This window comes from Acinetobacter sp. YH12255, from assembly GCF_013417355.1.
GTDB classification, from domain to species: domain Bacteria; phylum Pseudomonadota; class Gammaproteobacteria; order Pseudomonadales; family Moraxellaceae; genus Acinetobacter; species Acinetobacter pseudolwoffii.
Map to the genome: position 1 here is coordinate 12,362 of NZ_VPEC01000008.1, position 14,778 is coordinate 27,139.

General features: G+C 43.8%; 14 protein-coding genes. 9 read left to right on the forward strand and 5 right to left on the reverse strand.

The window, feature by feature from the left end:
- The first annotated feature begins 70 nt into the window (after positions 1-70).
- Genes FTV30_RS04985 through FTV30_RS05000 form a run of 4 tightly spaced genes read left to right on the forward strand, consistent with a single transcriptional unit; the run spans position 71 to position 3,805 of the window.
- Positions 71-577: a low molecular weight protein-tyrosine-phosphatase gene (locus tag FTV30_RS04985; protein WP_180001131.1), complete on the forward strand. Its 507-nt coding sequence runs from the start codon at positions 71-73 to the stop codon at positions 575-577.
- Positions 578-580: 3 nt separating this feature from the next.
- A complete protein-coding gene (gene murB / locus FTV30_RS04990) occupies positions 581-1,621 on the forward strand; it encodes a UDP-N-acetylmuramate dehydrogenase (protein ID WP_180001132.1) in 1,041 nt (346 codons plus the stop codon).
- 1 nt (position 1,622) lies between these two features.
- Positions 1,623-2,762, forward strand: a complete 1,140-nt coding sequence (locus FTV30_RS04995) for a YdcF family protein (RefSeq protein ID WP_180001133.1) — start codon at positions 1,623-1,625, stop codon at positions 2,760-2,762.
- A complete protein-coding gene (locus tag FTV30_RS05000) occupies positions 2,762-3,805 on the forward strand; it encodes an alpha/beta hydrolase (protein WP_180001134.1) in 1,044 nt (347 codons plus the stop codon). The genes FTV30_RS04995 and FTV30_RS05000 overlap by 1 nt, the downstream gene beginning before the upstream one ends.
- Before the next feature lie 63 nt (positions 3,806-3,868).
- Here FTV30_RS05000 and FTV30_RS05005 read toward each other — a convergent pair whose 3' ends face one another.
- Positions 3,869-5,539, reverse strand: a complete 1,671-nt coding sequence (locus FTV30_RS05005; RefSeq protein WP_005097253.1) for an FMN-binding glutamate synthase family protein — start codon at positions 5,537-5,539, stop codon at positions 3,869-3,871.
- A 497-nt stretch (positions 5,540-6,036) separates the two neighbouring features.
- Positions 6,037-7,044 carry a YafY family protein gene (locus FTV30_RS05010; protein ID WP_005097252.1) on the reverse strand — a complete coding sequence of 336 codons (1,008 nt, stop codon included), beginning with the start codon at positions 7,042-7,044 and terminating at the stop codon, positions 6,037-6,039.
- Positions 7,045-7,283: 239 nt separating this feature from the next.
- Between FTV30_RS05010 and FTV30_RS05015 the strand changes: the two genes are divergently transcribed.
- From FTV30_RS05015 to FTV30_RS05035, 5 genes are all read left to right on the forward strand, one after another.
- Positions 7,284-8,843 (forward strand): circularly permuted type 2 ATP-grasp protein, encoded by a 1,560-nt coding sequence (locus tag FTV30_RS05015; RefSeq protein ID WP_180001135.1) that lies wholly within the window; start codon positions 7,284-7,286, stop codon positions 8,841-8,843.
- Between the two features lie 22 nt (positions 8,844-8,865).
- The gene (locus FTV30_RS05020; RefSeq protein WP_005097250.1) at positions 8,866-9,468 is read left to right on the forward strand and encodes an alpha-E domain-containing protein; all 603 of its coding nucleotides are present in this window, start codon (positions 8,866-8,868) and stop codon (positions 9,466-9,468) included.
- Positions 9,465-10,244, forward strand: coding sequence for a transglutaminase family protein (locus tag FTV30_RS05025; protein WP_074383227.1), 780 nt, complete (start codon positions 9,465-9,467; stop codon positions 10,242-10,244). Before FTV30_RS05020 ends, FTV30_RS05025 begins: the two co-directional genes overlap by 4 nt.
- Before the next feature lie 13 nt (positions 10,245-10,257).
- Positions 10,258-10,992: a proteasome-type protease gene (locus FTV30_RS05030; protein ID WP_180001136.1), complete on the forward strand. Its 735-nt coding sequence runs from the start codon at positions 10,258-10,260 to the stop codon at positions 10,990-10,992.
- 78 nt (positions 10,993-11,070) lie between these two features.
- The gene (locus FTV30_RS05035) at positions 11,071-11,502 is read left to right on the forward strand and encodes a BLUF domain-containing protein (protein WP_100329597.1); all 432 of its coding nucleotides are present in this window, start codon (positions 11,071-11,073) and stop codon (positions 11,500-11,502) included.
- A 47-nt stretch (positions 11,503-11,549) separates the two neighbouring features.
- Here FTV30_RS05035 and alr read toward each other — a convergent pair whose 3' ends face one another.
- The 3 genes from alr to rplI form a co-directional block, all read right to left on the reverse strand.
- The gene (alr, locus tag FTV30_RS05040; RefSeq protein WP_100355351.1) at positions 11,550-12,620 is read right to left on the reverse strand and encodes an alanine racemase; all 1,071 of its coding nucleotides are present in this window, start codon (positions 12,618-12,620) and stop codon (positions 11,550-11,552) included.
- 48 nt (positions 12,621-12,668) lie between these two features.
- Positions 12,669-14,111: a replicative DNA helicase gene (gene dnaB / locus FTV30_RS05045; RefSeq protein WP_180001137.1), complete on the reverse strand. Its 1,443-nt coding sequence runs from the start codon at positions 14,109-14,111 to the stop codon at positions 12,669-12,671.
- Between the two features lie 216 nt (positions 14,112-14,327).
- The gene (rplI, locus tag FTV30_RS05050) at positions 14,328-14,774 is read right to left on the reverse strand and encodes a 50S ribosomal protein L9 (RefSeq protein ID WP_004645413.1); all 447 of its coding nucleotides are present in this window, start codon (positions 14,772-14,774) and stop codon (positions 14,328-14,330) included.
- Positions 14,775-14,778: the final 4 nt, after the last annotated feature.

The window sequence follows — 14,778 nt, forward strand, 5'->3', positions numbered from 1 at the left end:
TAAGATAGGAATCAGTATATAAATAACTTAACATAAGAATCCTTAAAATAAAGTAGCTCTGAGGTTGTTTATGTCATCCAGAACGCCATACAAGGTGTTATGTGTTTGTTTGGGGAATATTTGCCGTTCTCCCACGGCAGAAGTGGTACTCAGACATTATTGTGATGAACAGCAACTGAATATCGTGGTCGATTCTGCTGGAACCAGTAATTATCATCCGGGCAAGGCCCCAGACCTGCGTAGCCAGCAGCATGCACTGAAACGTGGCTATGATCTGTCAACGCTTCGCGCACGTCAGCTGACTCCGCATGATTTTATTGATTATGATCTGATTCTGGCGATGGATCTGGAGAATTTATCCAATATCCAGAACATACAGGGTCTGGCAGAAACTCAGTTTGGTCATGTACGTGCACGCGTGGCACTGATGAGTGAGCATGACCAGATCTATCCGAAACAGGCTTTACCCGATCCCTATTATGGCGAAGCGGATGGCTTTGAGCGGGTGCTTGATCAGTGTGAGTCCAGCAGCCAGGCCTGGATTGAGATTTTTAAACAGAATTTAAACAAGGTTTAAGCAATGCAGATTCAAACCCAGGTTCAACTTAAACCTTTTAATACCTTAAATTTAGAAGCAGTTGCTGCATACTATGCCCATATTCAGTCCACCACTGATCTGATGGCTGCACTGGATTTTGCGGAACAGCAGCAACTCAATGTGCTGATCCTGTCAGGCGGCAGCAATATGTTGTTGCCGGAGCAGATTGATGCCCTGGTTCTGCATATGGATATTCATGGCATTGAAATACTGGATGCTGATGATCAGACGCAGCGCTTACGTGTAGGCGGTGGTCAAGGCTGGCATGACTTCGTGCTCTGGACTACCGCACAAGGTCTGTATGGTTTACAAAATCTGGCTCTGATTCCTGGACGTGTCGGTGCTTCGCCAGTACAGAATATTGGCGCCTATGGCGTTGAAGTCGGCGAGTTTATTGATTCCGTCGAGGTCTATGACCGTCAGCTGAAACATTTTGCTTCGATTCAGGCAGCCGATTGCCAGTTTGCCTATCGGCATAGTATTTTTAAAGATGATCCAAATCGTTATGTGATTACCCATGTGACTTTTAGCTTGCTTAAACAGCCAGATTTGAAACTGAATTACGGTGATCTGAAGACTGCGGTTGGTGATCAACTCACAGCAGAAAACCTGCAACAACAGGTCATCCAGATTCGCCAGAGTAAATTGCCTGATCCGCAAGAATTCCCTAACGTGGGCAGCTTCTTTAAAAATCCTGTGGTTGATCAGGTGGTCTTTGACCAGATTGCTGCATCTTTCCCGAATTTACCCCATTACCACCAAGCCAATGCGCAAGTTAAACTTGCAGCAGGCTGGTTAATTGATCAGGCTGGCTGGAAAGGCAAACAGTTGGGCCCTGTCGGCATGTTTCATAAACAGGCATTGGTCTTGGTGAATTATGGTCAAGCCTCTCTCACCGATGTACGTAAAACTTATCGTGCGGTACAGCAAGCGGTTTGGGATAAATTCCAGCTGATGCTGGAACCTGAACCTGTATTGTTCGATAAAAATGGTCTGATCCGCTCTCATCAGGAAGAGGAATAACATGAAGAACACCCATTGGATGGTACGTTTTCTACAAATTGTCACTGGACTGTTTGTACTATGCGGCTGTCTGCTGGTGTTTATTTATACGCCTTTTTACTCAAAAATCATCGTAAAGGGTTTAAATCACTTTGCATCAGTAGAACTCAATGAAGTTGCGGCTCAAAGCCAGAAAATGGCTGCACTCAGCGAACATGAAAATCTGGAACCTGGGTCTGACTTGTGGATTGCCCGACAGGCATATTTAAAGGTCATGGAACAGGATATTCAGCAAAATAACTCGGCTAATCTGCTTCTGATTCAGGCGCGTTATAAAGCGCTACAGAAGGTGATTGAAGACTTTCAGCGCGAGCAGCAAGATCAAAAATTAGAGCAAAGTCCATCTGCCCAGGTACCGTTATTGCCCTCACAGGAAGATGCAGAACCAGTCGATCCGGCAGCGAATGTCCGGGAATTACTGGAGTGGGATAGGAGTGAAAACAAGGAACGCATTGAGCAATATATGGAGTTTCTGACGACACATCCACTTGAGCAGGGTGAAGCCAGTTCGGTACAGGAAACCGATGGAGAGGAAATCCAGCAGGACTTGGCTTTACTACAAGAGCAACAGCAGGCTAAACCGGCGAATAGCTCCCAACCTTATGCCATTGTGGTATTGGGTGGTGGCTTAACCCTAGATGACCAAGGCAAAGAGATCATCGTAAATAACTATACGCGACTACGTCTGGAAACTACGCTGGCAGTAGAGAAACATTATCAGTTGCCGATTGTTCTGAGTGGGGTCGAAGCGCCGTATATGCAGCGCTGGTTAAAAAATCATGGTGTCGATGCCAAATTACTGGAAGATCGCAGCATGAACACCTGTGAAAATACCCGTTTCAGTTCATTATTATTACAAAAGAAAGGTGGAGCGCCTACAGTGATTCTGATTACGGATCGTTATCATATGCCGCGTACCCGCCGTTTATTTGCGTTAAATGGCATACAAACCATTCCGGTAGAAGCGCCGATGCCAACGTCATTGACACGATGGCGTCCAAGTGCACAAAATTATGATCACAGTCGTCGTGCCAATTATGAAATGTTGGCGACCATGCGCGATATGTGGTTTGGATCCAGTGACTGTCGGGAGGTGCCATAATGTCTGATATCCCATTTTTAAATCCTACCATTCTGAAACAGCTGGATTTACCCATTCCGAGTCGGGATGTTACGCCTCAACTCTTGCCACCTTTAAACCTGAATCGTAGTGATGAACCGCCGATTGAGCTGCAGTCCTATCGCAAGCTTTATGGTTTTGATTTACTGGTTTGTAAACACTGGCAGGGCTATGTACAGATGCCTTTATTCAGGTTGCATGTACAGGTGTTTGAACCGAATCTGGAAAATACCCGCTTTGACAAGATTCAGGGAACTGCTTTTCTGCTACATGGTTATCTGGAACATAGCGGCATTTATCAGCCTATTGTCAAAGAGCTTTTGGAACAGGGTTTTAGCGTATTGACCTATGACCTGCCCGGACATGGCCTGAGTGATGGTTCACCTGCCAGCATTCAGAATTTTGATCATTATCAGCAGGTTTTGCATGCCGTACATCGTTATGTGCAACATGCTTCACAATTACCCAAACCTTGGGTTGGCATCGGGCAAAGTACCGGCGGTGCGATCTGGATGCACCATTTACTGGAGTTTGCGGAACGTCGCGAAAATCCTTTTGTTGAGCGGGTCTTGCTATTATCACCATTGATTCGTCCCGCCAAAACTGCTTGGTGGCATAATTCGGTCGGATTGGGCATTATTAGCCGAATCAAACGTGAAGTTCCCCGACATTTCAGACGCAATAACCATAATCCGGAGTTTTTGCGTTTTATCCGGCTTAAAGATCCATTACAACCGCGAATGATGGGTATGGACTGGATTTTGGCGATGTCACGCTGGATGCTGGAAATGGAAGCGCGTCCGGCCTGTCGTATTCCGGTCTGGCTGGCACAGGGTGCACAGGATCAGACCGTAGACTGGCGCTATAATATCGAATTTATCCGACGTAAATTCCGTCTCCAGACCTTACTGATGCTGGAAGAAGGTTCGCATCAACTGATCAATGAACGCGCGGATATTCGTGCTGCATTGACCGGCTTGATTCCTGCCTTTCTACATGCACAGGGCAGTAAAACCTATTATTGATCTACAATTCAATGTGAAAAAAGGCGTTTGATTAAACGCCTTTTCTAATTTAACTGTATTGAGTTAAAATTTATCCAGTTTAGCCAGGTTCCACATCCGGAAGTAGAAGTTCTCCTCATCCTTATTTTCACAGGATAATAATTCTCCCTCTTTCAACCAAAAATGAATCTGCGCAAAGTTCTTTATTTCGTGATTATTCACACGTTGTGCCAAGTGATGTGCCTTAATCGCCGAAGGGTGTTTCAGGCCTGCAGAAGCAATCAGTTCAGACAAGGCGTGTAAGGTGTTTTTATGATAATGAAATACGCGCTCTGCTTTGGTGGGCACATGTAAGGCCTTTTGACGATCTTTATCCTGTGTGGTGACACCGACAGGACACTGGTTGGTATGACAGCTTTGAGCCTGAATACAGCCGACGGCAAACATAAAACCACGTGCCGAATTCACCCAATCTGCCCCAATCGCGAGCGTGCTGGCAATATCAAATGCACTAATAATTTTACCACTTGCACCAATTTTGATTTTATCTCTTAAACCTGCACCAACAAGGGTATTATGCACAAATAGTAAACCTTCTCTTAGGGGTGCACCGACAAAGTCGATTAACTCAATGGGTGCAGCGCCCGTTCCACCTTCAGAGCCATCGACGACGATGAAATCGGGATAAATCTGGGTGTGCAGCATGGCTTTGACCATACTCATAAACTGCCAGGGCTGCCCCAGACATAGCTTGAATCCGACCGGTTTTCCGTTGGAAAGTTCACGTAATCGTTGGATGAAATTCATCATTTCAATCGGGGTGCTAAAGGCGGGATGACTAGAGGGTGATACGCAATCATGTTCACGGCTGATGCCCCGGATTTGGGCAATTTCTTCCGAGATCTTGCTTTTAGGTAAAATACCGCCATGTCCGGGTTTAGCCCCTTGTGATAACTTGATTTCAATCATTTTTACTTGCGGTAATTTGGCTTGTGCCGCAAAGCGTTCCGGATCAAACTGTCCATCTAAGGTACGGCAGCCAAAATAACCACTGCCAATTTCCCAGACCAGATCGCCCCCATATTCAAGATGATAGGGGCTGATACTGCCTTCACCGGTATCATGGAAAAAATCACCTTTTTGAGCGCCGAGATTCAGCGCACGGATTGCATTGGCACTCATACTGCCAAAGCTCATGGCTGAAATATTTAAAATGGAAGCAGAGAAGGGCTGTGTACATTGCTCATTGCCGATCAGGATACGGAAAGTTTGTGGATCGGCCACCTTACATGGCGTCAAAGAGTGACTGACAAATCTATAATTGTCTTCATAGACATTGAGAATTGAACCGAAAGGTTTATCTGAATTTTCATTTTTCGCCCGCTGGTACACCAGACTACGTTGCATACGGGAAAAGGGCAGTGCATCGCGGTCGGCTTCAATAAAATATTGACGAATCTCCGGACGAAATTCTTCGAAGATAAAGCGGAAATGTCCCATGATGGGGTAGTTTTTCAGAATAGAATGCTTGTTTTGCAGTACATCATACAAACCCAACAGGCTCAGGAGTATACTCAGAATCCACAGGGTATTCACCAAAGTTTGCGGCATAAAATAATAGATATAACGCGGCGAATAACCGATATGGAATGTGGTAAAAATCACTGCAATCAGAATGCAGGCAAACCAGACTGAATGGCGAGAAAAGAAAGTATTGAGCAGCTTGTGCCGTACTAATTGAGCAGGGTTAGCCATTGTAAAATTAAGTCCCTATTTCTACTTCTATAGGGCTTTATGATGTGCAGAGCCAGGTATCTTATGCAAGCATAGAATTGTTATTCAATTTTATAAACTTGCCAAAAATCATACCCAGACAGGCAATCAATCAGTAGCAATTGCAGATAAATTTTGCGGAAAAATTCCTATAGAAAAAATATGCAAAGCACATATATTCTATTTATTTCACAGGCAGAGTGAATGCTTTTATAGTCGATTTATCACCCATACAGGAGTTATAAACCATGACAAAAAAATCCATTCGCTTTAATAATGCCGAACTGGCTTGCTCATGTCTCAGTTCTGTTTAAATATTGAGGTTTCATCCAATCTGCATTTCGGGGTATTAGAGAAAAGCAGGTTGGTACAGCGGTAGACCACCAGAACAATCATAAAAATACAAGCATAATTCTCCAATCCCCAATCTGGGGATTTTTTTATTCTGGAATTATTAAAGCTGAATGAAATCCATTTGGTTAAGGGTTTTCCTCATCCATCTGGCTAACTGCATTGGACACCATACTGGGTTCAATATGTTTAATCTTTTTACCAAAGCTGCGCAGCCACCACACCAGTTGTGAAGTAAAAGGAACCGTTGCACTAATCAGCGACATACCATTGTCCAGTTTTTCAATCTTCTGATCTTTACTGAGCTGACTTTCCTCAAAATAATGTGCATCCGATTCCGACATGCTCAGTTTTAGCATGACATTTTCAGTAGGGTGATTGAAATCCACCCGGAAGCCCAATGCACCAGAATCGATATAGTCATCAATATCAAAATTCACCGGATGCAGGGCACGTGAATTGAGAACTACTGCCGATTTAAAACGGTGCAGGGCAAAGGTCTGAATATCAGATTTGTCATGACGGGTACAGACCAGATAAATGATGGAGCCTTTTTGCACCAAAGCCAGTGGATTGAGGATATAAGTCTTTTCTTCGCTGTTGTGACCGCGGCCCTGATAGACACATTCCAGCTGTTTGTCCTGCAACAAGCCTTCATATACCGCCTGCTGTGCAGTCTTATCCACGAACGGTGGAATGAGCGGTTGGGTGGCTGGCACAATCCGTACCCGATTAATCCATTGGCGGACATTGTTTTGCGAGGACAGACTGCGGCGTGCCAGATCAAACCAGGGATTCATTTCTTCGATCAGGCTCGGTGGCAGCAAATGTTTTAAATGTTCTTCGACCATCATAAAGGTGACCGCCTGTGAGCTGGTCATATGCGGCAAGCTTTGCAGCGGTGCATCTGAGCGCCAACGCCAGCCTTGTGGTGTGGTCTTGCTGCTTTCGATTGGAAAGCGCTGCGCAATCTGGTTCAGGTCACGCTGAATGGTACGCAGGCTGATATCAATTCCTTCGCGATTCAAGATTTCCTGTAATTCACGTGTTCCCATCCATTTGCCGGTAGAAAGACGCGACAAGATTTGCCATTGGCGATACAGGCTATTCGAGGTTTCTTTTTCTTGTGCTGACATAATTTATTTTGCTGGCGATAAAGAGGATGGGATTTAGGCTTAGACTAACACAATAAAAAAACTCTCATTTTTTCGCAAGTCTTTCTGCGCAACAATTGTCCTACAAACTAAAAACAACTTGGTAAGAAATGGCATTGAGTTCAGGGTGCATTTATTAGATTAATAGTAGTTGCAATATAGGTTCAATGGCATGGATATTGCTTTGATTTAATTATAATAGATGATAAGACGAGGTTTGTATGCTTAAAGGAAATCGGGATACAAATGTAATTGAAAAAATTGATAATTTTAGTTCCCAAAATCTTGGGAAAAATTTTATAGAGGCTAAAACAGCAACGGTATCGACTACAGCAAATCCACAACTTTTATTTCAACAGTTGTCTTCAAAATTCTTTAATGAAATGCAGGATGAGCAAGTCATGTCCAGTCAGGCAAGTCAAAGACTGGAAGAATGGTTATCCCAACACACGCTGGATGAATTGAATGCTCTGAATCAGGTGGCAAAAGAACATTTTTTACATCATGGCATTAGCTTTACGGTTTACGAAGATAAAGAGGGGGTAGAGCGAAGCATTCCTTTCGATATCATTCCACGAGTGATTGACCGCAAACAGTGGAATATGGTGGCTCTGGGGTCGGCACAACGCGTGCGCGCACTGAATCTGTTTTTACATGACATTTATCATCAACAGGATATTTTAAAAGCCAATATCATTCCTGAACTCCAGATTTTGACGCATGAGGCTTATCAGCCGCATATGTATCAACATAGCCTGAAAGGCAGGATTTATAGCCAGATTAGTGGCATTGATGTAATACGTGATTCCAAGGGCAAATTTTATGTCTTGGAGGACAATCTTAGAACGCCATCGGGTGTCTCTTATATGCTGGAATGCCGTAAGATTAGCCAAAAGCTGATGCCGAAAATATTTGAACAGTCCAAGATTGCTGGAATTGAGCAATACCCCCAGCTTTTAAAAGAAATCCTGATCGAAAATGCCCATGTCGACAAACCCTTTGTCGTAGTGCTGACGCCAGGGCGTTTTAATAGTGCTTACTATGAGCACGCCTTTCTCGCAAGAGAAATGAATGTACCATTGGTAACATCACGTGATCTTTTTGTTGATGACTCGAAGGTTTATGTAAAAACTATACGTGGTCGCCAAAGAGTCGATGTTATTTATAGACGGGTCGATGATGCTTATCTCGATCCATTATGCTTTAAACCGGAGAGTACCCTGGGTGTACCTGGCTTAATGTCAGCTTATTTACAAAATAATGTCCTGATTGCCAACGCACCGGGTACAGGTGTCGCAGATGACAAATCGATTTATCCATATGTCGATAAAATGATTCATTTTTATTTGGGTGAACAGCCAATACTAAAAAATGTTCCGACGTATCAATGTCGTAATCAGCAAGATTTAAGCTATGTGTTGGCCCATCTGGACCAGCTGGTGGTAAAAGAAGCTCAGGGTTCGGGTGGTTATGGCATGCTGATTGGGCCACAGGCTTCGAAACAGCAAATTGAATTTTTCAGGGAGAAAATTTTAGCTGCGCCGCATTTGTATATTGCGCAGCCAACTTTGGACTTATCGGTTAGTCCGACTTTGACCAATTTTGGTATTGCTGAACGTCATATTGACTTGCGCCCATTTGTCTTAAGCTCGCCTTACCGTACTGAAATTGTGCAGGGTGGCTTGACACGTGTAGCGATGCAGCCCGGTTCACTGGTGGTGAATTCATCACAGGGTGGCGGTATTAAAGATACCTGGGTAGTCGACAATTTACATTCATAATATTCCAAAGAAGGAAAATGTCATGGTTTTGCTGAATAGCAATGCACAACATATTTTTTGGTTAGGGCGTTATTTATCTCGCACTCATTTTTTATGTGCGCGCTTTCCATTTTTAGAAGACGAAGCAGCTGTGGCCTATGCCCATGCTTTTTGTTTACCCGCTTTTGATGCCAGTTCCTTAAATGAATTGGTACTAGATTCAACTCAGACCGCATCTTTTAGCCAGCAGTTTAAAGTGGCTAAAGATAATATTCAGGAACTACGCGGAGTATTGTCTGCATCAGGCTATGCAGAACTAATGAAACTGATCAAAACTGCAGACAAAAATGCTGGTTATATTTGTGAAGTGGTGACTGAATGTGAAGATATTCTGGAAGCTGAATCTGCCGATATTTTTCTGTTCTTTAGCCTGGGACAATGTGTCGAACAGCTCGATCATCAGTTACGACTCGGTGAAGAAACCAGTACGACACTGTGCAAGATCGATGATGTAGTCAGAATTCTAGTGGAAATGGGCTGGGGTGACCTGGAGCAATACTGGGAACAGTTGCGTACAGAACCGAACCGGATTCAGTTCTATCAGTTTAGCGACCATATCCATCAACTGTTTGAGGCAGATGTATGAAATTGATGGTGAATCACCAAACGCATTATATGTATACAGCTGAGGTGAGGAACAGTATTCAGTACATCAAAATGATGCCTTCGAGCAATGCGCATCAACGGGTGCATTCCTGGGATATTAGTGTACCGGGGAATAAAGAAATCCGAAAAGATGCCTTTCATAATCTGTGGATGACCTGTAACCAGCGTGAACCTTATTATTCCTTAACGATCATGGCGCAAGGGATTGTCGAGCTGAATCCCGCGCATCAGACTGGACTGAATGATTCAATCAATCCCAATATTTTTTTACAGCCAACCGAATCAACGCAATGTAATGCAGCAATGAAAGATTTTGCACAAGCTCATGTCCCTGCATTAAGCCGTCAACGTCTGATTGAACTGGCACAGGCCTTGCTAGAACATGTCCCTTATATTTCCAATAGCACCTCAGTGCAAGGCTCTGCCATAGATGCCTTTGAAGCACGTCAGGGGGTCTGTCAGGATCATAGTCATATTTTCATTGCCATGTGTAAATATCTGGGCTTAGCTGCCCGTTATGTTTCTGGCTATTTATATGCACAAAATGCTTCACATCTGGCCAGTCATGCCTGGGCAGAGGTGTTTGTAGAGCAGACATGGTATTGTTTTGATGTGAGTAATCTGCTGTTTAGTCCAAGCTCGCATATTTATGTGGCCATTGGGCGGGATTATTGGGATGTAGCACCGGTACGCGGTGTGAGGGAGAAGGGCGGAGTGGAATCCATGCATTCCATTGTTCAGGTACTAGGATGTTAATAAGGACAAAAGAATGACGTATTGTTGTGCGCTACGTTTAGAGCAAGGTATGCTTTTTATTAGTGATACACGGACCAATGCCGGAGTAGATCATATTTCTGTCTTTCGCAAACTGTATACCTTTGGTATTCCTGGGGAGCGTATGATCGTCATACAGGCCTCCGGAAATCTGGCCACAACACAAGCCGTAATTGGGCGTATCAAAAATCAGCTCGAACTGAAGCAGGAACCCAATATCTTGAGTCTGCACACCATGTTTGATGTCGCTGAGCTGGTTGGAAGTATGCTGAAAAAAGTGATTGCGAATGTTACGAGCGATATTTCGGAACAAAGCAATTACTATTGCAATCTGCTGGTCGGGGGGCAACTTAAAGATCAGGATATGCAGCTCTATCATGTGTATCCGCAAGGAAATTTTATCTGTGCCACGCGGGATACGCCGTATTTCCAGATTGGCGAGAGTAAATATGGCAAGCCGATATTGGATCGCGCCTTGACTTATGATATGCCGCTGGATGAAGCTCTGCGTTGTTCGCTCATTTCATTTGCATCGACCTTACGTTCCAATGTATCGGTCGGTATGCCACTCGATGTGCTGGTGTATAAAAAAGACAGTTTAATGATGCCGAGGGGTAAACGTATTGCCGAAGATGATGAATATTTCACGTCGATCAGCCGGCAATGGTCAGACACCTTGAAAAAAGGACTGGCAGCGCTACCTGTTCCATCGAATGAATATTTTCTGTAAAAGGTATTCTGGTTCAGTTTTTTCGCGTACAGTATGAACTTCTGTGCACCAGCATAATAAAAATAGATAAGTTAGCGCATGTACCAATTTTGTTACGCCAGTAAAAGTACGTCTTCTAAAGTTGATTTGCTTGAAGATCTGACCAATATCCTGAAAGAAGCACGTGATTTTAATCATCGCTATCAAGTCACAGGCGTGCTGTATTTTGCCGATGGTTATTTTTTTCAATGTCTGGAAGGTGAGTGTTTAACCTTAAAAAGTCTGCTGCTCGAGAGACTCAATAAAGATCCTCGCCATCATGATATTAAATTGTTTGAGACCAAGGAAATCGAATATCCGAGTTTCCCCGACTGGTCGATGAAGTATATTTCTAAACGCAGTCAAATCCAGCAATTCTGTCAGGACATGGGATTTAATGACTTTAATCCTTTTGCCTTTCAGCAACATCATGTCGATGCTTTATTAGAGCAATTGAGTTTAGAGCAGGCTGAAGAACAAAAATCAGCTTAAATAAAAAGCCCAACTTCTACTGGACTTTTTTGGCTCTGAGGATCAACTCAAATAACTTTACGTAGCGGACGATGACTGAGTCTGCATAACAGTTCATAACCAATGGTGCCATTGGCTTCAGCAACATCATCGACCAAACGGGTATTCCCCCAAAGTTCGACTTGAGTACCAGGTTTTACCTGCATCGCAGTTACATCAATCGCGATCATATCCATTGCTACACGACCAATGACACGCGTTTGCTGGCCATTAATCGCCACATAGTTCTGTTTCGGGAAAGCACGAGGGTAGCCATCACCATAGCCAATTGAAACAATCGCAAGTGTCATGTCTTGCTCAGCTGTAAATGTTGAACCATAACCGACATGCTCACCTGCCTTGATATGGTTGAGCGCAATCACTTCGGCAGTAAAGGTCATGACTGGTTTTAAATCCAGATCATGCACATCACGATCTGCAAATGGAGTCGCGCCATAAAGCATGATCCCGGGACGGACAAAATCAAAATGCAATTCTGGATATTTATAAATGGCTGCTGAGTTACAGCATGAACCCATCAATGGTGCACAGTCATTTTTAATTTCTAAGAATTGACGGATTTGTTCATCATTCAGCGGGTGATCAGCATCGGCATTGGCAAAATGCATCGCCAAAACACAAGTAAAACCTTCAGCTTTGAGTTGATTGATCACGTCTTTGATTACATCAATTTTAAAGCCAAGACGGTTCATCCCGCTATTCAGCTTGACCCAGACTTTCAGGTCTTTGGCGATATAAGCATCTTTATGTGCCAAGAGCCAATCGACCTGTGCCTGCTGATGCACAATCACTTCAATATTCTGATCAATCACGATTGGCATTTCGTCTGCAACAAAAACACCTTCGATGAGCGTGATCGGCTGTTGATAACCCAGTTCACGAATTTCCAGGGCTTCTTGTAAGCATGCGACACCAAAAGCATCGCTTGCACTTAAGGCTGCCAGGCAGTCTTTAACTCCATGTCCGTAAGCATTGGCTTTGACCATACTGACGATTTTAGCGGTTGGGGCAAGTTGTTTGACACGGTTTAAATTATATTGCAGTGCTGCACTGTCAATATAAACGGTAGCTTGGCGCACCCTAAATTACTCCTGGAGGGACGATGGAAATCTGATGATTGAGCTTGTTTACTCTTCATCATCATACTGAGCATAAAACTCAGGTGAGAGATTACTAAAACGGGTATATTGACCTTCGAAAGCCAGACGTACCGTACCAATCGGGCCGTTACGCTGCTTACCAATAATAATTTCAGCAGTGCCGGCTTCCTTTGATTCCTTGTTATAAACCTCGTCGCGGTAAATGAACATGATCAAATCGGCATCCTGCTCGATTGCACCGGATTCACGTAAATCGGACATCACCGGGCGTTTATTGGGGCGGTTTTCCAGGGCGCGGTTTAACTGGGAAAGTGCAATCACAGGGCACTGCATTTCTTTGGCTAAGGCTTTTAAACTTCGTGAAATTTCCGAGATCTCGCCGACACGGTTGTCGCCCATACCGGGTACTTTCATCAACTGAAGATAATCGACCATGATACAGCCGAGTTTGCCACCATGCATTTTGGCAATACGACGGGCACGGGAACGTAATTCAGTTGGTGGCAGGGCAGAGGAATCATCGATATACAGGTTTTTTTCCTGTAAATGCACAATGGTACTGGTCACTTTAGACCATTCATCACTGTCCATTTTACCGGCACGTAAATGCCCCTGATGCACACGGCCAAACGATGAAATCAAACGCATGGCAATCGAATCCGCTGGCATCTCCATGGAATAGACCAGCGCCGGCAGGTTGTTATTAAATAAAACGCTTTCGACCAGGTTCATGGCAAAGGTGGTTTTACCCATGGACGGACGCGCCGCGACAATAATCAGGTCGCCGGATTGCATGCCTGAGGTTTTATTATCCAGTTCCACAAAACCTGTGGTTAGACCGGTAATGCTACCTTCCATTTGTGATAATTCATTCAATTTATCAAAAACATCGGCAACGACAGAGTTAATCGGTTTAGGCCCTTGCGCCTTGGCATTATTATTATGCTGTTCTGCAATCGAGAAAATATTGGTTTCAGCCAAGTCCAAAATTTCACTGACGGTACGGCCTTTGGTGTCATAGGCATTTTGTAAAATTTCAGAGCTGACTTTAATCATGTTGCGCAGGGTCGAGAATTCTTTAATTTTGCCTGCATAGGTTTCCAGGTTGTAGAAACTCGATGGCGAGTCTGCCATGAGCTGCATCAGATATTCTTCACCGCCAATCGCATCCAGTAAATTCTGCTTGATCAGCCAGTCATGCACCAGTACCGCATCATAAGGTGAGTTTTCTTTAGAGAGTTGATCAATGGCGCGGAAAATATATTTATGTCGGGTCGCATAAAAATCATTTTCAGTCAGCACATCACCGACCTGTTCAAAAGATTCGGCAACGGTCATTAATGCAGCAAGTACGGCTTGTTCAATCGCTAAATTGTGCGGTGGAGTACGAAATTCCTTGAGATTGCTGTTCTCAGTACTGATTTCGATATTAGCGCTGGTCGGCTTTTTGCTGGCATTCGCCTGTGACATATAAATCCCTGATTTTAAATACAATGGTTAAACATTATCGGAGATGAATAGCTTTTATTCATTACGACATGAAATCATACGCGTTCTGAAATCAAATGCGAAGGGTAAATTTTCATTTGTATGGGTAATAAAATAATTTTTAAGCAGGAGATACCTGTCATTTTTTTATAGATAAAAAAAGAGCATGCTTTCGCATGCTCTTTTTGAGGCGAGAAATTACTCAGCTACGATAGTAACCAGAACTTCTGCAGTAACATCATGGTGCAATTGGATTGCGATGTTAAATTCGCCAGTGTGACGAAGTGCGCCATTTGGAAGACGTACTTCTGCACGGTCTACTTCTAGACCAGCATTTGTCAACGCGTCAGCGATGTCACGAGTACCGATAGAACCGAATAGTTTACCTTCGTCACCAGCTTTCGCAGTGATTACGATATTTACTTCGTTCAATTGGTCAGCACGTGCTTGAGCAGCAGCTAAAACATCAGCTTCAGCTTTCTCAAGTTCAGCACGACGAGCTTCAAAAGCAGCAGTGTTTGATTCTGTTGCAGCAACTGCCATACCTTGTGGGATAAGGAAGTTACGGCCATAACCAGCTTTAACTGATACTTTATCGCCTAGTTTACCTAGGTTTTTAATGCGTTGTAATAAGATAATATCCACAGCT

What these genes read in the sequence shown, in the direction of transcription:
- FTV30_RS04985 (WP_180001131.1), top strand. Translation starts at nt 71, where the DNA reads ATGTCATCCAGAACGCCATACAAGGTGTTATGTGTTTGTTTGGGGAAT.
- murB (WP_180001132.1), top strand. Translation starts at nt 581, where the DNA reads ATGCAGATTCAAACCCAGGTTCAACTTAAACCTTTTAATACCTTAAAT.
- FTV30_RS04995 (WP_180001133.1), top strand. Translation starts at nt 1,623, where the DNA reads ATGAAGAACACCCATTGGATGGTACGTTTTCTACAAATTGTCACTGGA.
- FTV30_RS05000 (WP_180001134.1), top strand. Translation starts at nt 2,762, where the DNA reads ATGTCTGATATCCCATTTTTAAATCCTACCATTCTGAAACAGCTGGAT.
- FTV30_RS05005 (WP_005097253.1), bottom strand. Translation starts at nt 5,539, where the DNA reads ATGGCTAACCCTGCTCAATTAGTACGGCACAAGCTGCTCAATACTTTC.
- FTV30_RS05010 (WP_005097252.1), bottom strand. Translation starts at nt 7,044, where the DNA reads ATGTCAGCACAAGAAAAAGAAACCTCGAATAGCCTGTATCGCCAATGG.
- FTV30_RS05015 (WP_180001135.1), top strand. Translation starts at nt 7,284, where the DNA reads ATGCTTAAAGGAAATCGGGATACAAATGTAATTGAAAAAATTGATAAT.
- FTV30_RS05020 (WP_005097250.1), top strand. Translation starts at nt 8,866, where the DNA reads ATGGTTTTGCTGAATAGCAATGCACAACATATTTTTTGGTTAGGGCGT.
- FTV30_RS05025 (WP_074383227.1), top strand. Translation starts at nt 9,465, where the DNA reads ATGAAATTGATGGTGAATCACCAAACGCATTATATGTATACAGCTGAG.
- FTV30_RS05030 (WP_180001136.1), top strand. Translation starts at nt 10,258, where the DNA reads ATGACGTATTGTTGTGCGCTACGTTTAGAGCAAGGTATGCTTTTTATT.
- FTV30_RS05035 (WP_100329597.1), top strand. Translation starts at nt 11,071, where the DNA reads ATGTACCAATTTTGTTACGCCAGTAAAAGTACGTCTTCTAAAGTTGAT.
- dnaB (WP_180001137.1), bottom strand. Translation starts at nt 14,111, where the DNA reads ATGTCACAGGCGAATGCCAGCAAAAAGCCGACCAGCGCTAATATCGAA.